This window comes from Novosphingobium marinum, assembly GCF_013408095.1.
GTDB lineage: Bacteria > Pseudomonadota > Alphaproteobacteria > Sphingomonadales > Sphingomonadaceae > Novosphingobium > Novosphingobium marinum.
On sequence record NZ_JACBZF010000001.1, the window covers coordinates 302,748 to 322,390 of the forward strand.

The following is a 19,643-nucleotide window of genomic DNA, read 5'->3' on the forward strand; positions in this document are numbered from 1 at the left end:
GCGCGACCCGGGCGGCCCCCCGGGTTAGCGATACGGTTCGAGGGAGAGACAATGCTGGATACACCGCGCCTGTTGAGCGCACTCAACGACGCCTCGCGCCGCGTCATAGGAGATTCGGTCGGCTATGCGAGCGACGAGGAGGCTATACGCGCCACGCTGAGCCTGCTCGAAACGCGATACGTCCACGGGCGCGAAGTGTTCGACAAGTGGACGCAGCGCCTCGACGCCTATCTGGTCGAAATAGAGGAACGCCTGCGGCTCGCCGAGATCGCTCCCGATCTGTCCACGGCCATCGACCGTCTCAGGGCGACGATCGCCGCTGCCGATCCTGAGGAAAAGGCGGAACTCGACAGCGCCGAACGGCGGTTGCTCAAGCAGTGGGGCCTGCTCAGCGAGAAGCTCAACGGCGACGAGCGCATCGCGCAGGCCGAGCGAGACAGGCTGGCCATCGAACTCACCCGCGCCGAGCTGCAGCGCACCGACGAACGGATGGGCAAGGGCGTCCTGTCGGATGAAAGCGCGTCGAGCGACATATCTCCGGAAAGGCTGAAGGCCTACCTTGCCGACCGCTTCGACGACGCGACGATCAAGGTTACCGAATTTCGCCGGCTGCCGGGCGGATACGGCAAGGAAACCACGCTGTTTTCCGTCATGGGCAACAAGTTCTCGGGCGACTACGTCATGCGGCGGGACCGCGACACGCCGACGATCGACAACGATTGCCACCGCATCGAGAACGAGACTCCGGTCATCGAAGCCGCATACGCGGCCGGCTTTCCGGCGCCCGAGGCGATCTGGTGCGACACCGAGCACGCATTGCTGCCCGGCGGCAATTTCCTGATCATGCGCCGCGCCGCGGGAACGACCGGTGGCGACGTTTTCGGAGCATCGGGGCAAGTCTCCGACGATCTGACCAGGCTTCTCGCGACAAGCGTCGGCGCGCTGCATTCGCTCCCGCAGATGCGCGAGCTCGGCACGATCAGCACGGGCATCCGGCCGGACCTGTGGGACATGTCGCTGAAGGAGGTGACGAGCAGCTACATTCGCTCGTTCCGCGATCTCTATCTCGAGGAAATGGACGAGCCCACGCCCGCCGTCCTCGGTCTCTACGGGTACCTGCTCAACAACGTTCCCGACCCCGAAGGACAGCCGGTGCTGCTGCACGGCGATGTCGGATTTCACAACTTCATCGTCGACGACGGGGAACTGACGGCGGTCGTCGACTGGGAATTCGCGCACATCGGCGATCCCGCCGACGACCTTGGCTACATCGCCAACACGGTCGGCGCCTCGCTCGACTGGTCGAAGTTCATGCAATACTACCGCGAAGCCGGCGGCCGCGATGTCGACCCCGAGCGGCTGCGGTTCTTCCGCATATGGGGGCACCTGCGCAACCTCAGCGCGAGCCAGCTGAGTTCAAATGCCTACGAGGTCGGAAGGCTGGACGACATCAAGGTCGCCCACGTCGGCCATTCGATGACGCCGATGTTCCTCACCGCCATCCAGTCGGTGTTCGACCGGCCCTGAGTGTCCCGCTCACTACTGCGGGGCGTCTCAGGGCAACTGCGGGTCCACCATGACCTTCGCGGCATGCGATCCCGTGCGCATCGCCTCGAACCGCTCGGGAAGTTCGGCAAGCCCGATGGTGTCGCCCACCATCGCGCGCGGTTCGAGGTGGCCTGCATCGAGCGTGTCGAGCGTGGTCCTGAAATCGGACGCGCCATAGGCGACGCTGAACCGGATCGTCGCTTCCTTGACCATGCCGAGCAGGGGCAGGATCGGGTCGGGCTTCATGCATCCGCCGAGCGACAGGATCGTGCCGTTCCATCCGATGCACTCGATGGCTTGCTGCAGGATGCCGGGCGCGCCCGCCCCGTCGACGACGATGTCGGGCGCTCCGCCAAGAGCCTCCGCAATCTCGCCGGCGAGATCCTCGCCGGTGGTCAGCAGCGCGTCGGCCCCCATCGTGTCGACAAGACCGGCCCCGCGCCGCGACCGGGCGATGGCGACGACCTTGCCAGCGCCGCGCTGCTTCAGCCAGAATATGGCGCCCGCCCCGATTGCGCCCGCTCCGAAGACGGCGACGCGGCTCTCCGGCCCGAGATCGAGCTTTGCAACCCCGCGGTGCGACGAAGCGAGCGGCTCGACCAGCGCGCCGTCCTCGAACGAAAGCGCTTCGGGCAGATGGAACGCAGCCCGCGCATCGACGAGCGTGTACTCGGAATATCCACCTGCCATCGAGCGGAACGTCTGGCATTGCAGCGGAGCGTCGGCGCGGCAGGCCGGGCACGTGCCGCACGATCCTATCGGGATCGCCGTAACCCGGTCCCCCACCTTGAGCGACACGTCCTCTCCTGTCTCGACGACTTCGCCGGCGTATTCGTGGCCCGGAGCGGTTCCGCACGGCATGTCGAAAGGCGAGCCGCTCGTCATCGAGAGGTCCGATGCGCAGATGCCGCACCGGCAAACCCGGATCACCGCCTGCCCGGCGGCCGGACGCGGCATCTGCACGTCCTCGATCGCCAGGGGTTTGCCCGGTTCGACGAAAATCGCACTACGCATTGCCAGCCTCTCCGTTGCGATGCATTGACCGCGACCATAGAGTACGCTTGCATACTATGCCAGACCGGCGAAACCGATTCCCCGAAAGGGCGCGAAGGAGAGGACGATGACGAACCCGCCACCGTTGCAACGCTATGCCGACGTCACGTCCGGATGGCTGAGCGCCGCCCTGGCGAACAGCTTTCCCGGCGTCGAGGTCTCCTCGGTCGAGCGCGGCCCGATCTTCGGGTTCAAGAAGAACAAGTTCCGCATCGACGTGACTTATGCCGACGGGGACCGGCAGCGGCCTTCGGCATTCATCGTGAAGGGCAATTTCCCCGGCGAGGACGATCCGCAGACTGGATCGGCCTGGGCGATGGCGAACGAACTGCGCTCGCTGCGGGACCTCGTGCCGATGGTCGATGCCCCGGCCATGCCGAAGTGGCACCACATCAACGTGACCGAAGAGGCTTCGGACATCGTGATGGAATACCTCGGCCCCGATGAGGCGACGTTCTTCGATGCCTACCGTCCGCTCGATCTCGGGCAGGCGATGGCCTTTATGGACGCTTTCGCACGGCTTCATGCAAGCCGGTGGAACAGCCCCGCATTCGAACCGGGAGGCGAGATGGGACCCGATACGCTCGCAGGCGAGAACCGCCGGCTGGTGAACGACGTCTACTTCCCCGGCTTCTTCAAGGAAGAGAACTGGCAGTCCTATGTCGATCTGCCGCGCGGCCGTGCCTTGCCGATGGCGTTCCAGGACATGGACCGCGCCAAGGCTGCATGGGACGCGATGTGGTCGCTGCTCGGGCAATCGGCGCTCGTGATGATCCACGGCGACGAGCATCTCGGCAACCTGTTCGTCACCGGTGACGGGACGCCCGGCGTCATCGACTGGGTCGCACGGCCCGAACATTGGCCGCTCGGCGTCTCCTATTTCCTGCTGTGCAGCCTCGACGTCATGGACCGGCGCAAGTGGGATCGCGCGCTTGTCTCGCACTACGTCACGCGGCTCTCGGCCTATGGGGTCGAGGATGCGCCTTCGCTCGATGACGCGTGGTTCATGTACCGCTGCGCCACCTTCTATCCGGTGGTGACATGGCTCAACAACAGCGGCATCTGGCAGCCCGAGGCGGTCAACACGGTCAACGCTGTACGTGCCGCGACCGCTGCGATGGACCACGACGCTTTCGGGCTTCTCGGAGCCTGACGACCTACAGCCGCATCGGCAATTCCAGCCAACGGTCGTAGATCCGGTCGCGATGCTCGAGGAGGATGGGGTCGGCGGCGGCGAGCACGTCGGCATCCTTCAGCCCGTAGCTGGCGTGAAGGGCCGGGTCGGTCGGGCAAAGCTCGAGCGGAAGCGGCTTGATCATCGCCATGAAGCAGGCGGAATAGATGTCCGCCGCGGTCAGGTCGTTGCCGAAATAGAAGCCGCTGCCCCGGTCGCGTTGCTGCACGAGATAATGCGTGAGCAGTCCGAGCACGTCGATCATTCTTCGCTTGCAGTGATCGACGTCGCCGCCGTGGCCGTACTTGCGTCGCAGGCGCGCCAGGCCCGGATCGTTCGTCACCTCCGGCGACCGGGGGAGCGAGGCGAAGTGGAACAGCCTGCGGTTCCAGGCGAACCCGTCTTCCCCGCACAGCTCGTGCAATAGCCCGAACATCTCCGCCCGCTCGTGCTCAAGCCCGGGAAGCAAGGAGGGCTCCGGCGCTATGCGTTCGGCCAGCATCAGGATGTCGGCCCAGCCATCGCGCGCCGGTTCCTCTTCCCATACCGCGATCGGGCCGCTGTTGAGACCTGTCCAGGCCACGATTTCGGGATTCTCCTCGCCCGCGAATTGGGCGACACGGAGGTGCTCGATCTGCTTGACGCGGAAGATGCCCTTCGCGGCCTCCCCCCACGGATTGGGAATCCCTGCTGTGACGATCAGCCGCATTCCCCCGGCCTTGCGAGCAACGTCAACGGGCGTGAAATCGGACATCTTCTCTTCCCGATGCGAGCCGCGCATCTTGCGGCGTTTCAAAAGCGTATGCTAGCGACCTATCCCGGCGCAATGCAATGGACGCCGCGATTGACGGGAGTTTGGAATGGCAGATAGCGAGGCCGCAGGCGCCTATTCGGAAGGGGCGCCGTTCGACGAAACCGGCTTCATCCTGATTTCCGATTACCCCGATCATTTCGCCGCGAAATGGCCCGAGCGGCTGGCGATGATCGACGATCGCCGGAGCTGGACCTACGCGCAACTCGACGAGGACTGCAACCGCTTCGCAGCCTTCCTTACAAGGCGCGGGGTGGGGCACGGCGACCGGTTCGCGTGGAAAGGCAAGAACAGCGGCCTGTTCATCGTTGCGACCATCGCCGCAGCCCGGTGCGGCGTTGTCATGGTCCCGGTCAACTGGCGCAACACCGCTCCGGAGACCCGCTTCGTCCTCGAAGATTCGGGTGCGAAACTGATAATTGCCGACCGCGAGTTCGAGGCGGTCGTCGCCGATGCCAATGTCAACGACGCGCCCTGCATCATCGTCGACGACGATGGTCCCGAAGGGCTTCCCGAACTGGTGTCGGCTTGCGAGCCTGCACCGCGTGACGAGATCGATCCGCATGCCGACTGGCTGCAGCTCTATACCAGCGGGACGACAGGCAAGCCCAAGGGCGTGATGACGTCGCAATACGCGATGGCGTTCATGCGCCATGTCGAGCGGTTCCTGTCGGGCTTTGCAGGCTGGCGCGACGACGAGATCCTGCTTTCTCCCTTGCCGGTCTTCCACATCGGCGGGCTGTCGTGGGTGCAGACCGCGCTCTGTCGCGGCTCTACAGTCTACATGACGGCCAACACCACGCCGGCCGGCCTGCTCGACATGTGCCTGGAGCACGGCGTGACCCGCACGTTCATGGTGCCCACGCTGGTGAGGGCGCTGATCGAGGAAATGGACAAGCGCAGTGTCCGCGTCGAGACGCTGAAGAGCATCCATTACGGCGCTGCGGCAATGGACCCGCAACTGCTCGAACGCTCGGTAGATCGCCTCGGGTGCCTGTTCCTTCAGTATTACGGGATGACCGAGATCGGCGGTACGGCCACCGTGCTCGAGCCCGAGGACCACGACACCTCGCGCCCGCAGCTTCTGCGTTCGGTCGGGCGGCCGTTGCCCGGGATCCGCATCGCGATCCACGATCCCGAAACCGGCAAGCGCCTGCCTGTCGACGTGCCGGGCGAAATCTGGATTGCCTCGCCCAGCCTTTTCCGCACCTACTGGAACCGTCCCGAGGCGACTGAGGCCGCGATGGAGGGCGAATGGTACAAGTCCGGCGACGGCGGGCGGATCGATGCCGATGGCTACCTTTTCCTCACCGACCGCATCAAGGACATGGTCGTCTCGGGGGGCGAGAACGTCTATCCCGCCGAAGTGGAGGCCGTTCTTCGCGACCATCCGGCGGTGCAGGACTGCGCGGTGTTCGGGCTGCCGCACCCCAAGTGGGGGGAGGGCGTGACGGCCGCTCTCGAGCTTCGGCCCGACGCCTCGACAACGCCCGACGAGGTGATCGCGTTCGCCCGCAAATCGCTCGCCGCCTACAAGGTGCCGCGCCGCATCGAGATCGGCGTCACATTGCCGCGAACCGCCTCGGGGAAGGTTCAGCGGGGCAAGATCCGCCAGCACTTCCTTGACGCGGACGAGGCGTCGTGAACCCTTCGGATCAGTCCGAGTAGCGCGCCGAACAGCGATCGAGGACCACGGTATCGCGCTCCTTCGCGATGGCCCGGAACCGCAGCGATCCGGCGCCTTCCTCGAAGAATTCGCAACGGATCGTCTCGCCGGGCATGACCGGACGGCTGAACCGCACGAACATCGAGGTAAGGTTGGCCGGCTCGTCGCCGCAATAGGTCTTCAGGATGGCGCGTGTCGCGATCCCGTTCGTGCACAGGCCGTGCAGGATCGGCATTTCGAACCCGGCCTTCCTGGCCACTGCCGGATCTGCGTGGAGCGGGTTGTAGTCCCCGCTCAGCCTGTAGATCAGCGCCTGGCGGGGCAGGGTCGGGATTTCGACGACCTTGTCGGGCTCCCGTTCGGGAAGCTTGTCGGCAGCGGGCATCGCGTCTCCGAAGCTGCCTTCGCCGCCGTTCCCGCGCAGGAACAGGGTCGAGCGCACGGTGGCGAGGTGCTCGTTGCTCTCGGCGTCGTACAGTTCCTTGAGCTGGTGGAGGAGAGCGCCGCGTTCGGGCCCCTTGTCCTCGATCCCCGCCACCTTGTACTCGCCGCGGATCGACCCTTGCGGCGGCAACGTCCCGTGCATGTGGAAATCCTGCTCGGCGTGGAGAATCTTGACCCAGTCAATCCCGAACTCGGGCTTCTGCGCCCAGAAACCTGGGTGGCAGAGCACGTTGGCGTAGGACGGCAGGCACTTCAGATCGCCTTCGTAGACGAAGGGCAGCTCCGAGGTATCGAGAGGATCGGCGCCGTATCCCAGCCCGAGCGCATAGAGGATCGTGTCGCGAAAGGTGTAGGTCTGCACGATCGGTTCGATCGACATTGTCCGGATGCGTTCGATGTCCACTGGGTCGCCTCCCTGCGAAATTCGGGACTGTTTTTGGTTTGCAAGCGCACCATATGGCCGGAAACCGCCATCGCAAGCGGAAACTGAGAACCGTGTCCTAGCATACGATGTTTGCGAAAGGCACGATGACAAGGTATGCAGGCACCCGATAAAAGACTCGCCGGCACGATCGGGAAAGGATGTTTTCGATGGAAATGCAGAAGATGAAGGGCGAGGGCGGCCCAGAGTATCGCGACAGCCCTTCTCCTCACTTCCAGCATATCGCGGCGCAGGACGACAAGCCCGCGCCCGCGTTGTTCTCCGAGTATTCCGAGAGCGAACTCGACAACGCCGAAGTGTCCCGGGAGCGGTACACCTCCGCCGAATTCCTCCGCCTCGAGCGCGAGCGTATGTGGCCGCGCGTCTGGCAGATGGCGTGCCGCGAGGAACAGATTCCCGAACCGGGCGACTGCATCGCATACGACGGTCCTGCCGCCTCGATCCTCGTCGTTCGCGGCGAGAACGGCGAGGTCCGGGCGTTCTACAACAGCTGCCCGCACCGCGGGATGAAGCTGTGCCTTGGTCAGATGTCGGTCGAGAAGGTGAAGTGCCCGTTCCACTCGATCAGGTGGACGCTCGACGGAAAAGTCGATCACGTCCCCGCGCGATGGGACTTTGCCGATACGAACATCGACGATCTCAAGCTGGCCGAAGTACGGGCCGACGTCTGGCAGGGCTTCGTATTCGTCAATCAGAACGCGGACGCTCCGCCTCTGGCCGAATACCTGGGCAAGCTGGTCCCTCATTTCGAGGGTTGGGACCATGGCGAACGCTACGTCGAATCGATCATCCGCCGGCCGATCCGGGCAAACTGGAAATCCTGCATCGAGGCTTTCCTCGAGGCTTATCACCTGTCCGGCGTTCATGCGCAGGCTCTGCCCTTCGGCGGCGAGTCCAGCACGCAGTACGATGTCTGGCCCGACCAGCCGCACGTCAGCCGCTTTCTCGAACCGGTCGGATTCTCGAGCGACCAGTATCCGCGTGACCTGAGCGAGCAGGAGATAGTCGAGCTTGCGACCAAGGTCGTCGCCGGGGGCGAAGTCGAAGTGGACGACCTGCCGGAAGGCGTAAGCGCGCGTCAGGCGATGGTCGCCGCGATGCGCGCGTCCTACAGCGAAATGCACGACAAGGACTATTCCGACCTTTCGGACGTCGAGGCCGGCGATGCGATCCAGTATCACCTCTTCCCGAACTTCATCATCTTCCGATCGCTGCCCTATCCCTTCATCTATCGCTTCCTGCCGGATCGCGAAGACCCAGGACTGACGATGTTCGAATTCTATATCTTCAGGCCAAAGGTGGAGGGCGAGGAGGTGCCCGAAGTACGGATCGCAGAACTCGAGGAAACCCAAAGCTATGCCGATGCGGATATGATGCCACCATGGCAGGCGTTGATCTACGATCAGGATGCAGAGGGGCTGAAGGCGTGCCAGGAAGGCATGCGCGACGGCGGCGACATGCCGATCCGCTACACCCGGTACCAGGAATCGCGTATCAGGCTGCTGCATCACACGCTCGGCCGCTATGTATCGGATGATCCTTCGGATGCGCCGGGGTTCTGATCCGGCCCGGATCCTGCCGGCCGCATCTTGACACCCCGCCGCGCAAGTCGTGATAAAGCGTACCGGATTTCCGGTGCAATGGTCCGCCGGATAGTCCGGCCGGAGGGGATTGCATGTACGAAACGCCCGAGGACGAGAGCTATCTCGTCGACCTGAACGACGGCGTCCTGCGCCTCTCGTTCAACCGGCCAAAGTTCGGCAATGCCGTACCGTCGCAGAACGTCCCCGCCTTCACCGAGCTCTTCCGCCGCGCGCAGGAAGACCCGGCCGTGCGGTGCATCCTGATCCGCGGGGAGGGTAAGGTTTTCTCGGCGGGCGGCGACGTCGCGGCGTTCGGCAAGTCGATCAAGCAGGACAAGGCCGAACGGCAGGAGGATTTCAGGGCGCGCCTCGGAAGGGCGCGCAAGCTCGTCGAGGCGATCTCGGGGTTCGAAGGCGCTATCGTGACGGCGGTACGTGGGGCCGCCGCCGGCGCGGGACTGTTCTATCCGCTGGTCGCGGACTACGCCATCGGCGACGAAACCGCGACTTTCGTCTTCGCTCACCAGCGCGTCGGCCTGACCCCGGACGGCGGCCTGACCACGGTGCTCCCGCAGATCGTCGGCGTCAGGATGGCGCGCACTCTCGTCATGACATCCGCCAAGGTCGACGCGGACGATGCCCTTCGGCTCGGCATGCTGAACGAGATCGTTCCGGCGGAACAACTCGACGAACAGGCGCTCAGGATCGCCAGGCGATTTGCGAAGGCCCCCCAGTTCGCGCTGCGAACGGCGAAGCGACTTATCAACGCAACGCCGGACCGCACCCTCGCCGAGCAACTCGATGCCGAAACCGATGCAATCGTTCGCTGTGTGGGCAATGACGATTTCGAGGAAGGCGTCAGGGCGTTCCTCGAAAAGCGCAAGCCGGACTACCCTTCGGCGCGCTGAGCTACTGGCCCGGCGGGGGCAGGACGTCGTCGACGAGGTAGATCGTGGTCTTCGCGCCCTTGCGCCGCGCTTCCCCATGAGGCCGGTACTCTTCAGAGGCCATGAATTGCTGCGCGGCTTCGATCGAGGGATACTCGACGATCGCGACCGTCTGCGGCACCGGGTGCTCGCCCTCGAGCTGGATCGGCGCACGCGACAGGGCGAGGTAACGCCCGCCCGCGCGCTCGATCATCTTCGGCACCTCGCGGCGATAGGCCTCGACCCAGACAGGGTCGGTGTAATCAATGGTGACGATCATGTAGGCTGGCATGTACGTGGCTCTCCTGCAGGTCCGTTCGCTCAGCCGCGCAGTCGGTCCTGATGCATCCGGTAGCTGTATTCGTTCCAGCTGACTTCCTGGCTTTCGCCGTACCCGGTCTTGCCGTTCCACGACCATTCGACGAGGCCGAGGTGACAGGTGGCGTTGGACCACCCGCCCCATTCCATCTGCGCGATCAGCTTGCCCTCGATATCGTAGGTGTCGCCCTTGTCGTCTTCGAAAGAGTAGTGGTGCGAGACCGGAGCGTTCCGGTCGCCGGTACGGCGCGTCAGCTTGCTCGATTTGGCGATGCGGCGCTGGTCCTTGCCGACGAGCACCCAGCCATCGTTGAAGATGCGCTGCGGCACGTCCATCACGCCCATCCATTCGGGATCGCGGGAAGGATCGTCATGCGATCCGACATTGAACGCAAAGTCGGCCCCGAACGCTCCGGTCACCCAGGTGTAGGGCGGCACCGGCGCATTGGTTTCCGGGCGCAGTTCGCCCCAGCTGCGATCGCGCACGGCGAAGCAGTCGACCCTGTGCTCCTCGCCGCGCAGGCGGAGCGAGCCGGTTACATGCATCAGCTGTTCGAAGTGGCGGTTGTTGGCGCGCATGATCGGCACATCCACCGCATCGCAGACCAGATCGAAGCTGCTGTCGCGCGACGGATCGTCGAACTGCATGCGCAACTTCTGCAGCGGCTCCTCGACGGTGACCGAGAAGCCGTTCGGATAGGCGATCCTGCTGCCGTCACCGACGACGTCCATTCCCATGTAGTCGCGGTAGTCGAAAACCTCGCAGGCCAGGTGGCCGGGCTTGATCCCCTTGTAGATCATGGCGCCGCCCGAAACGACGTCGAGGTTCGGATGAACCCAGCAATAGGCGAAGCAATTTATCCCCGCTTCCGGGACATGGAAGTTCCAGAACCACGTCTCAGTGAGGGTATCACCATTCGGCCCGGTGCCGTGGTAGAACTCGTCGCCGGGCTCGTGCCGGCCGAAGCCGCCACCAAGATTGCTGTTCCAGTCGGTGTCGGACATCAGGCACTACTCCCAAAAAATTTTTCGCGTCTGCCGGCGTGATCGTACGCTAGACTACGTCATCGGAGCGATCAATCGCGAATGCTCGTGGACGAGTGCCGGCCTGGCGTACGAAAATGCTAGACGTACGCGAGCTTACCATATATTGCTGGGGTTACCGGTGCAGCAACGCGCGAACCGGTAAAAGGCAATCCGGCCTCGAATGTCGAATTGAGGATCGACATCGGCGAATGGGCCAGGGTGTGCCGACGGGCATTTCGATGTCGATATGGGAGGGAATCAATGCGAATTTTGCGGGCGGTGAGCCTGGCTGCAGTTGCCGTTTCGATCGCCGGAGGTCAGGCCTCCGCGCAAACCACGTCCGAGGGTCTCGATATCCCGTCGACGGACAGCACCTCGACAGCTCCGGTCGATGACGATCGCCAGCGCGACGCTTCGTCCTATCCCAATTCCAATACGCAGACGGTGGTCGAGGACCGGCGCTCGGTGCGACTGGCGGCGGGCGACGAGATCATCGTTACCGCCCGTAAGCGCGACGAGACACTGATCTCGGTTCCCGTCGTGGTGACGGCAGTCGGCGGCGAGCAGCTTGCGGCGCAGGGCATCACCAACCTCGACGGCATCGCGCGGATCACGCCGCAGCTGCTGATCGGCAACCAGGGCGGCTCGGTCGAGGGCGGCAACATCGCGATCCGCGGCGTTTCCGGTCCCGACCAGAACCCGTTCGGCAGTTCGGCGGTCGCTTTCAACATCGACGGCGTCAACATCGCCAAGGCCATGGTACGTCGCATGAGCGACTTCGACATCGCGCAGGTCGAGGTGCTGAAGGGCCCGCAAGCCCTGTTCTTTGGAAAGAACAGCCCGGCGGGCATCATCAACATCCGTACCGCCGATCCGACCGACGTACTCGAAGCCAAGATTTCGGCGGGCTACGAATTCAACGCCGACCAGGTGCGCGTCGAAGGCTATGTATCCGGCCCTATTTCCGACGCGCTCGGCGTCCGGCTCGCCGGTGTCTTCTCGGACATGAAGGGCGATGTGAGGGACCTCACGCCCACGGACTCGCCGTATTACGACGGAAGCCGCAACCCCAACATGCGCGACTGGGCGCTTCGCGGTACGCTCCGCTACGACGATGGCGGCGATTTCGACGCACGGCTGAAGGTCAACTACGGCGAGCTGTCGGGCAATGGCCCGGCCGCGACGACCGCGTTCACGAGCTGCCCCTACGGTCAGCGCTTCTCGAACTTCCTCGGTGGAACGATCGACCAGTGTTCGGCGAGCGACGGCGCGAACTCTAACGCCGGCTACGGTACGTTCCTGAGCGGAATCGGTGGCGACATCAGCCTGTTCCGTGACGATGGATCGAACTTCCAGAACCAGACCCAGTTCCTGACCGGGCTGGAAATGAACTATCGGATCGGCGACGTGACCCTTACGTCGGTCACCGGCTACTACGACGTCTCGCTCGACCAGTGCCAGAACTACGAGAACGACGCGACTGTCATCCTGCCGAGCTGCAATGTGCTCGACTACGAGGAAATCAGCCAGGAACTGCGCTTCCTGACCGATTTCGATGGCCCGCTGAACATCTCTGGCGGCCTCTATTACGCAAGCACCGACGCTACGACCGGGTCGATCACATACCTGTTCGGCGGCAACTTCGATCTGATTGCACCGGGCTTCGGCGGGCCGACCTCGCCCGCGTTGGTGAACAACTACTTCTTCGAGCAGAAGGCCAAGGCTTACTCGGCTTACCTCCAGGTCAGCTTCGAGCCGGTCGAGACCGTCTCGATCGAGGTTGGCGGTCGCTACTCGAAGGAAAAGAAGCGGCTTCCGGTCGTGCTTTCCGGCGGCGGATTGTCCGATGGCATTATTCCGGGCACGCCGTTCTTCGATGAAGGGTACGTCATTCTCACCGCGGACGAGCTGGCGCAGATGGGCGACGGCTTCGATTACCCGCTCAGCACGCTGGTCCGCCGCAAGGACAGCTGGACCGACTTCTCGCCGGAAGTCACGATCAGCTACCGTCCGAGCGACGACCTGACCCTGTTTGCATCGTACAAGCACGGCTTCTTGTCGGGCGGCTTCAACTCGGCTTCGGTGACTTTCAACGAGCCCGACGGCGACCTCGACCTCAGCTACGATCCGCAGACGATCAAGGGCTTCGAAGCCGGCCTGAAGGCCAACCTGCTCGACCGCGCGCTGCGGGTGAACCTGGCGGCATACCGCTACGACATCGACGACCAGCAGGTGACGGTCGTGTTCAATGCGACCAACTCGATCCGGAATGCCGCGAAATCGCGGGTGCAGGGCATCGAGTTCGATTTCAACTACGATACTCCGCTCGAAGGCCTCTCGATCAACGGCGCTGCGGCCTACAACGACGGCAAGTACCTCTCCTACCCCGGCGCTCCGTGCTACGGCGGTCAGAACGAGGCCACCGGCTGCGTCGGCGGCATCCAGGACCTTTCGAACAGCGAGCTGGTGCGCGCGCCCGACTGGAACCTGTCAGGCGGCTTCGACTTCAACACTCCCGTTGGCGGCGCGATGGAATTCGGCCTCAACGGCAACGTCAATTACGTCAGCAGCTACCTGACCGACGGTTCGTCGGCGCCGAACGGTCGCCAGAGCGGCTATACGCTGCTCAACGCGACCGCGCGGATTTCCGACATCGACGATACGTGGGAGCTTGCGGTGATCGGGCGGAACCTCACCGACAAGTACTACATCGTCGCCAGCAGCCTCGTGCCGTTCGCATTCGATCCGACCGGCACCGGCACCCTGCTCGACCGCTTCGGGTCGATCAGCCGTGGCCGCGAGGTCATGCTGCGGCTGTCCTACCGCTTCGGCGGCAATTGATCGGGAAGACCGGACCGGCCGGTTCGGTCTCCTGCCGATTTCCGGGGGGGCGGGGAGCGAGAGCTTTCCGCCCCCTTTCGCTCGGCCACTGCCGTTCGGATTGCCCTGCTGGTCGTCGAACGCGGCGGGTCAGCGGTCGGCTTCGGCGTCCCACCACGGGAAGAAGTCCGGAAGGTTCGCAGGAACCGTCTCGGGAAAGTCCGGGTCGCGCCTCTCCATGAAACTGGCGACGCCTTCCTTCACGTCATCGGACTGCGAACGCGAGTGGATGCCCATGCTCTCGATCCGGTGCGCCTCATGCGGCGTCTCGCAGCCCGACATTTTCCAGAGCATCTGGCGAGAAAGCGCTACGGACACCGGGGCCGTGTTCTGAGCTATCGTCGTCGCGATGGCGCGTGCAGCGGGCAGGACATCGGCAGGCTCGTGCAACGAACGCACGAGGCCGCTCTCCAGAGCCTCTCGAGCCGAGACGCTTTGCCCTGTCAGGATCCATTCGAGCGCCTTCGATACACCAACGATTTTCGGCAGGAACCAGCTGCAGCACGATTCATTCGCGATGCCCCTGCGCACGAAGGGCAGCACGAACTTCGCGGTGGTCGAGGCGAGGCGGATGTCGGCGGCCAGCATCATCGTCACACCCATGCCGGCGGCAGGCCCGTTGTACGCGGCGATGACCGGCTTGAGGCAATCGAACAGGCGGAGCGCGATCACGCCGCCGAAATCGCGGAACTCGATCTCGTCCTGTCCGGTGCCGCCGGTGAAGGAGCTTTTGGACGCCGAAAGGTCTGCCCCCGCGCAGAACACGCGGCCATTGCCAGTGACGACGATGCAACGAACCTCCTCGTCGGCTTCGGCGCGGTCGATGAGCGAGATGAAGTCCTCGCCCATCCTGCGCGTGAAGGCGTTCATCTTGTCCGCGCGGTCGAACGTGATCGTGGCGATCCGCTCGGTCACCTCGTAGGCAAAGTGCTCGGGATTCGTCATCGGCAGTTCCTCAACCGGCGCGCTGTCCCAGGCCCTTCGGAAAGCGGCGTTTCACCAGGCGGCTCATGTAATCGGTATCGTTGTATTCGAAGACCCTGGTGATCTTGCCGGAATCGAGGTGGAAGAGGAAATGGTACGTGCTTTCGAAAGCCTCTCCGTCCTTGAACGTCGAGCGGCTCCGGGCGTGTACGGCAACGCGGTTGTCCTCGGCGGTGACCGAATGGATCGTGAAGACCGGCGGGTGCGTCAGGTCGCTCAGGACAAGGCCGAATACGTCGGCCAGTTCGTCCTTGCGATAAGTCCCGGCAAGTTCCCAGCTTCCCGGGACGAACCATTCGACCTCCTCTGACAGGAGCGGAAAGATATCCTCGCCCGCTTCCGCAAGGTCCAGGAACCGGAGAACCGTTGCCTTGTTCTTTTCGACTTCGCTCATCTGATCTTTTTCCTCATGCATCCGCTGACACATTGGGTAGCGGTAACGCGTTGCGGTATGCAAGCTTACGAATTACACAGCCAGACGAGATTTCGGGCCGAACGGGCCCGTCTGCGATACGGGTAACAGGAGAGATGCAGTGGCGGACAAGATCGGGGTGGGAATTATCGGCGTCGCGCCGGGACGAAGCTGGGCCGCGATCTCGCACATTCCGGCGCTGCGCGCGCTTCCCGACTACGACATCGTGGCGCTGAGCACGACGCGGATGGAAAGCGCGCAAGCCGCAGCCGAGGAGTTCGGCGTGGCTTCCGCGTATGACAACCACGACGACCTCGTGAACGATCCGGCGGTCGATCTCGTGGTGGTGACGGTGAAGGTGCCCCACCACCTCGAACTCGTGACTGCGGCGATCGAGGCCGGGAAGCACGTCTATTGCGAATGGCCACTCGGCAACGGGCTGGAGGAAGCGGAGCGCATGGCGGAGCTGGCGAGGAAAAAGGGCGTCACCGCGGCAGTTGGCATGCAGGCTCGCTCTGCGCCCATCTTTCGGTATCTCAAGGACCTCGTCGACGAAGGGTACGTCGGCGAGGTGCTCTCGGTCACGCTGATCGGCTCGGGGATGAACTGGGGGCCGGCAGTCGACCAGCCCAACGCCTACACGTTCGACAAGGCCAACGGCGCGACCATGCTGTCGATCCCGGTCGGCCACACGCTCGATGCCGTGTGCTATTGCCTGGGCGAGATTTCCGAAGTCGGAGCGCTGCTCGCGAATCGGCGGACCGACGCCGTGCTCGTGCCCGACAACACGCCGCTGAAACTGACTGCCGAGGATCAGGTCATCGTCAACGCGACTTTCGCGAGCGGCGCGGTAGGCGCGATCCATTATCGCGGTGGTGTTTCGCGGGGTACGAACATGCTGCTCGAAATCAACGGGACCGAGGGCGACATCGTGATCTCGGGCATCGCCGGTCACGCGCAGATGTTCCCGATGACGATCAGCGGGGGAAGGGGAGAAGATCAGGCGGTCGCCCCGCTCGAGGTTCCCGACAAGTATCGCTGGACGCCAAAACTCGAGGATTTCGCCCAGAACGTGGCGCAGGCCTATGCTCTGCTCGCTTCCGACATTCGCGAAGGCACGTCCGAATGTCCGACCTTCGACGATGCGGTGATCCGTCACAAGCTGCTTGACGCGATCGAGAAGTCCGCCGCTGCCGGAGAGCGACGGACGGTCTGACGCTCAGGCGGCTTCGCCCGCCTCCGCGAATTCGTCCGCCCGGATGCCCCAGCGTACCGCGCGCGAAAGAACTTCGCGGAACGCCGGGTTCGTCCATGGACCATGCTGGACCGGCATTTGGTCGATGAAGGGGCGCAGGTCGTACGGACCGCAGGCGTGGCCTGGGGCGAGGTAGACGACTTCGCCCTTGCCGACCCTGTGCAGCAGCATTTGCGGCCGTGGCAGGTCCTCGAGCCAGGGGCCTTCGACGTAGCCGGGTGCCTCGCCGGTGAACCGCGATTCCAACAGCACTTCGCACTCGCCGCGCATCTCGAGGATGTAGGGCTCGTCGACGACCGAGAAGGGTGAAAGCCCGGCAACGAGCGGGTGCTCGCTGACGGGCTTCAGTTCGATCTCCTGCTGCGCGAGGTGCGAGACGAACCGGCATCCCAGGAGGTCCATGTATTCGGGTTGTCGGTCGGGCGTATCGGTGAGGCCGGGAAGGCGAATGCCGCCAATGTCGACTTCGGGCGGCTTGAATTCGGTATGCGCGGCGCTGCCGTGGATCGCTAGCCAGCGCCCGCCGTTCCGAAGGAACCGTTCAAGATCGACCCGCTGGCGGTCGTTCGGGAAGACGTTGCTCGTATACGTGACGAGCATGCGCGCGTCGCCCAGTGCATCCGCATTGCCCCAGTCGCTGTCACATCGCACGCGAACCCGCGTGTCCTCGGCAAGAAGCGCAAGAAGCTCGCGGCGCACGAAGTCGGCGTCGTGATATTCGGCACGGACGATCAGGTGGACGTCTGCTCTTCCGGTCATGCGTACTCAACCTCCCGTTTGATCTGCGCGTCGTGGGCGATACAGTGCGGTAGCAAACGATATCCGGCAAGGGGTGAGATGCGATGGCAGAACTAATGGGCAAGGTGGCGGTGGTCGTGGGGTGCTCCGCCCCAGGCGGTACGGGATGGGCGATCGCGCAGCGCCTTGCGAAGGAAGGCGCAACGGTGGTCGCAGCCGCCCGTTCGCGCGAAAAGCTGGAAGTTCTGGCAGAAGAGATCGGCGGCACGGCGGTGACGTGCGACGTCGCCGCCGAGGACGATGTCGTCGCGCTGGCAAGCGCGGTGAGGGATCGCTACGGCGCGGTGGACATCGCGGTCAATGCCGCCGGGCTTCCCGTCCAGACCTCGATTGACGATGCGACGCTAGGGGACGTGCAGTCCGCGCTCGACGTCAATTACATCGGCAACGTCTTTTTCATCCGCGAGATGGGGCGGATCATGAACGATCACGGATCGATCGTCCTTATCTCGTCGTCCTCGGCCCAGCAGCCCGTCCACGATTTCTTTCCCTACGCGTGCGCCAAGGCGGCGATGGATTGCCTCGTCATGTACGCGGCGACGGAATACGGGAAGCGTGGAATCCGGGTGAACTCGGTGCTTCCGGGACCCATCCGCAGCGACATGGCGAGCGAACTCTGGGCCGTGCCCGGCATGGAAGAGGTATTCGCCCGCGAGGTCCCGCTCGGCCGGATCGGCGAGCCGGCGGACTACGCCGACGTGGTGCTCTGGCTTTCCGGCCCTGCCTTCGTGACCGGGCTCAATATCCCCGTGAGCGGCGGCAACCAGATGACGCGCGCGCCAAGGATCGACGAGATGCCGATGCCGGAATGAGAGCGGCTAGCCCCGTGCCCTGACGTCGGCCAGGATGGTCGCGATCCTGTGGAGCAGGCGCTGCGAGAAATGCGCGCCGGCGGTCGCGGGAAGGACGCCGTCGGCCAGTCCCTTCTCGAAGGCATCGCGGCCGCCGCGCATCACCAGGATCATCAGCCGCAGACCGGCACGCAGCGCGAAATAGTCGATCTGTCGCTGCGAGATGAAGGGGCCGCCCGCCGTGCGATAGGCGTCGAGGAACGTCGACCAGTCGCCGCAGCGGCTGATCTGCGGATAGGCATAGCCGAGATCCTCGCCCGGATGGCCGATGCTGGTCATTTCCCAGTCAAGCACGGCGGTGATTCGGCCGCCATCGGCCATGATGTTGTGAAAGAGAAAATCGTTGTGAACGAGGGTGCGTCGATCCTCGAGACAATCGACGTTGGCGCGCATCCAGGCGATGGCGGCGGACATCGTGACCGACGGCCAGTGCGCCATTTCATCCCACTGTCGGGCGAACGTTTCCAGTTCCTCTCGCCAGCCCTCCACGTCGTAGCGCTGGCGCGACTGGGGAAGGCGCGCTTCGATTGTCGCGATCGGCTGGCTGTGGAGCAGGGCCATCTCGCGGGCGAGGTCGCTGACCAGCGAGGGATCGTCGGGCACCAGCCAGAAATCGGGTTCGGCGCAGGAGCCGGACGCACGCGCGGTCAGCAGGAAAGGCGCGCCGAGGTGGCTCTCGTCGTTCTCGATCAGCACAGGTTCGGGCACGCGCACGCCGGCATCGTACAGCAGTTTCATCAGGTCGAACTGCACGTCTTCCTTGACGAAACCGCCGCCGCCTCCGCCACCGGGAAGGCCGCGCTGAACGACCATGTCCGCAGGCATGGTGGATGCCCCTTCAACCGAGAAAAGCGCGGTCTGCCGCGACCGGCCGCCATGGACCGGAGTGAACGAGGCGATCGTCAGGCCTGGATTGCCGCAGCGCTCGCGCAGGTAGTCCTGCAAGCGATCGCGATCGATTTCGGCGCCGGTCAGGCTGTCGGAAGGCAGGTCTCCGTACTCGATCGCATCCACGCGGGCGACGACCTGGTCGAGCGCCGCCTTCTCCCATTCGATCACGTCGGCATGCTGCTCCAGTGCGGTTGCGCTATCCGTTGCGGAAATGCTCTTCGCGGCCTCGGCGATGGCGGTGCCGCTCGTCCGCCAGGCGGCGGCGTTCTCGGCCGGGCCCGAAAGCCGGTCGGTATCCGCGACCATCTTACCGGGACCCGGCGGCACGCTACCGTCCGGAGCCGCTTCTTCCAGTGCGTTGGCGACCCAGGTGAGCAGACGGAGGCCGTTGTGCAGCTTTTCGCGGGCCGTACCGTCCTCGATCCTGGGCATCACGTTGGCGCGTAAATCGCGCGCGGTCGACCAGAGATACTGCGAAATGCCCATCTACCCGTTCCCTCCCGATTCCGGTTTGCCGGAGATAGTAACCTAGTATACAATCGATGATAGAGGACAATGGTCCTATGTGCGACAGCTTTGGG

The 19,643-nt window shown here is 64.1% G+C and carries 17 protein-coding genes; 8 read left to right on the forward strand and 9 right to left on the reverse strand.

Translation table 11 applies throughout. The features are described 5' to 3' along the window. Window positions 1–51 precede the first annotated feature (51 nt). Complete coding sequence (locus FHS75_RS01460; protein WP_179405946.1) at window positions 52–1,527, forward strand: phosphotransferase family protein; 1,476 nt, start codon at window positions 52–54, stop codon at window positions 1,525–1,527. Between the two features lie 27 nt (window positions 1,528–1,554). Here FHS75_RS01460 and FHS75_RS01465 read toward each other — a convergent pair whose 3' ends face one another. Then, window positions 1,555–2,562 carry an alcohol dehydrogenase catalytic domain-containing protein gene (locus FHS75_RS01465; protein WP_179405947.1) on the reverse strand — a complete coding sequence of 336 codons (1,008 nt, stop codon included), beginning with the start codon at window positions 2,560–2,562 and terminating at the stop codon, window positions 1,555–1,557. A gap of 106 nt (window positions 2,563–2,668) precedes the next feature. On the opposite strand from FHS75_RS01465, the gene FHS75_RS01470 reads away from it, so the two are divergent. Continuing rightward, window positions 2,669–3,754 carry a phosphotransferase gene (locus FHS75_RS01470; RefSeq protein ID WP_179405948.1) on the forward strand — a complete coding sequence of 362 codons (1,086 nt, stop codon included), beginning with the start codon at window positions 2,669–2,671 and terminating at the stop codon, window positions 3,752–3,754. Between the two features lie 4 nt (window positions 3,755–3,758). On the opposite strand, the gene FHS75_RS01475 is transcribed toward FHS75_RS01470, so the two are convergent. Beyond that, window positions 3,759–4,529 carry a glutathione S-transferase family protein gene (locus FHS75_RS01475; protein ID WP_179405949.1) on the reverse strand — a complete coding sequence of 257 codons (771 nt, stop codon included), beginning with the start codon at window positions 4,527–4,529 and terminating at the stop codon, window positions 3,759–3,761. 106 nt (window positions 4,530–4,635) lie between these two features. Between FHS75_RS01475 and FHS75_RS01480 the strand changes: the two genes are divergently transcribed. Next, window positions 4,636–6,231 (forward strand): class I adenylate-forming enzyme family protein, encoded by a 1,596-nt coding sequence (locus tag FHS75_RS01480; protein WP_179405950.1) that lies wholly within the window; start codon window positions 4,636–4,638, stop codon window positions 6,229–6,231. A 10-nt stretch (window positions 6,232–6,241) separates the two neighbouring features. Here the strand turns inward: FHS75_RS01480 and FHS75_RS18170 are convergent, their stop codons facing one another. Beyond that, on the reverse strand, window positions 6,242–7,099 hold the full coding sequence (locus FHS75_RS18170) for a MaoC/PaaZ C-terminal domain-containing protein (protein WP_218845086.1): 858 nt from the start codon (window positions 7,097–7,099) through the stop codon (window positions 6,242–6,244). Between the two features lie 188 nt (window positions 7,100–7,287). On the opposite strand from FHS75_RS18170, the gene FHS75_RS01490 reads away from it, so the two are divergent. Further along, window positions 7,288–8,700 (forward strand): aromatic ring-hydroxylating oxygenase subunit alpha, encoded by a 1,413-nt coding sequence (locus FHS75_RS01490; RefSeq protein ID WP_179405951.1) that lies wholly within the window; start codon window positions 7,288–7,290, stop codon window positions 8,698–8,700. A 113-nt stretch (window positions 8,701–8,813) separates the two neighbouring features. Beyond that, entirely contained in the window at window positions 8,814–9,629 is an 816-nt protein-coding gene (locus FHS75_RS01495; RefSeq protein WP_179405952.1) for an enoyl-CoA hydratase/isomerase family protein, read from the forward strand. Window position 9,630: 1 nt separating this feature from the next. Here FHS75_RS01495 and FHS75_RS01500 read toward each other — a convergent pair whose 3' ends face one another. Further along, a complete protein-coding gene (locus FHS75_RS01500) occupies window positions 9,631–9,939 on the reverse strand; it encodes a DUF1330 domain-containing protein (RefSeq protein WP_179405953.1) in 309 nt (102 codons plus the stop codon). Window positions 9,940–9,968: 29 nt separating this feature from the next. Further along, the gene (locus tag FHS75_RS01505) at window positions 9,969–10,970 is read right to left on the reverse strand and encodes a DUF7064 domain-containing protein (protein WP_179405954.1); all 1,002 of its coding nucleotides are present in this window, start codon (window positions 10,968–10,970) and stop codon (window positions 9,969–9,971) included. Window positions 10,971–11,252: 282 nt separating this feature from the next. Here FHS75_RS01505 and FHS75_RS01510 point away from each other — a divergent pair, with 282 nt between their 5' ends. Continuing rightward, window positions 11,253–13,832, forward strand: a complete 2,580-nt coding sequence (locus FHS75_RS01510) for a TonB-dependent receptor (protein ID WP_179405955.1) — start codon at window positions 11,253–11,255, stop codon at window positions 13,830–13,832. A 129-nt stretch (window positions 13,833–13,961) separates the two neighbouring features. On the opposite strand, the gene FHS75_RS01515 is transcribed toward FHS75_RS01510, so the two are convergent. Together FHS75_RS01515 and FHS75_RS01520 are read right to left on the reverse strand one after the other, a co-directional pair. Beyond that, entirely contained in the window at window positions 13,962–14,816 is an 855-nt protein-coding gene (locus tag FHS75_RS01515) for an enoyl-CoA hydratase-related protein (protein WP_179405956.1), read from the reverse strand. A gap of 10 nt (window positions 14,817–14,826) precedes the next feature. Continuing rightward, entirely contained in the window at window positions 14,827–15,249 is a 423-nt protein-coding gene (locus FHS75_RS01520; protein ID WP_179405957.1) for a nuclear transport factor 2 family protein, read from the reverse strand. A gap of 139 nt (window positions 15,250–15,388) precedes the next feature. On the opposite strand from FHS75_RS01520, the gene FHS75_RS01525 reads away from it, so the two are divergent. Continuing rightward, a complete protein-coding gene (locus tag FHS75_RS01525) occupies window positions 15,389–16,483 on the forward strand; it encodes a Gfo/Idh/MocA family protein (RefSeq protein ID WP_179405958.1) in 1,095 nt (364 codons plus the stop codon). Between the two features lie 3 nt (window positions 16,484–16,486). Here FHS75_RS01525 and FHS75_RS01530 read toward each other — a convergent pair whose 3' ends face one another. Next, a complete protein-coding gene (locus FHS75_RS01530; RefSeq protein WP_179405959.1) occupies window positions 16,487–17,281 on the reverse strand; it encodes a ThuA domain-containing protein in 795 nt (264 codons plus the stop codon). Between the two features lie 83 nt (window positions 17,282–17,364). Here FHS75_RS01530 and FHS75_RS01535 point away from each other — a divergent pair, with 83 nt between their 5' ends. Continuing rightward, window positions 17,365–18,132, forward strand: a complete 768-nt coding sequence (locus FHS75_RS01535) for an SDR family NAD(P)-dependent oxidoreductase (RefSeq protein WP_179405960.1) — start codon at window positions 17,365–17,367, stop codon at window positions 18,130–18,132. 6 nt (window positions 18,133–18,138) lie between these two features. On the opposite strand, the gene FHS75_RS01540 is transcribed toward FHS75_RS01535, so the two are convergent. Next, complete coding sequence (locus tag FHS75_RS01540) at window positions 18,139–19,548, reverse strand: phosphotransferase family protein (protein WP_179405961.1); 1,410 nt, start codon at window positions 19,546–19,548, stop codon at window positions 18,139–18,141. Between the last annotated feature and the right edge of the window lie 95 nt (window positions 19,549–19,643).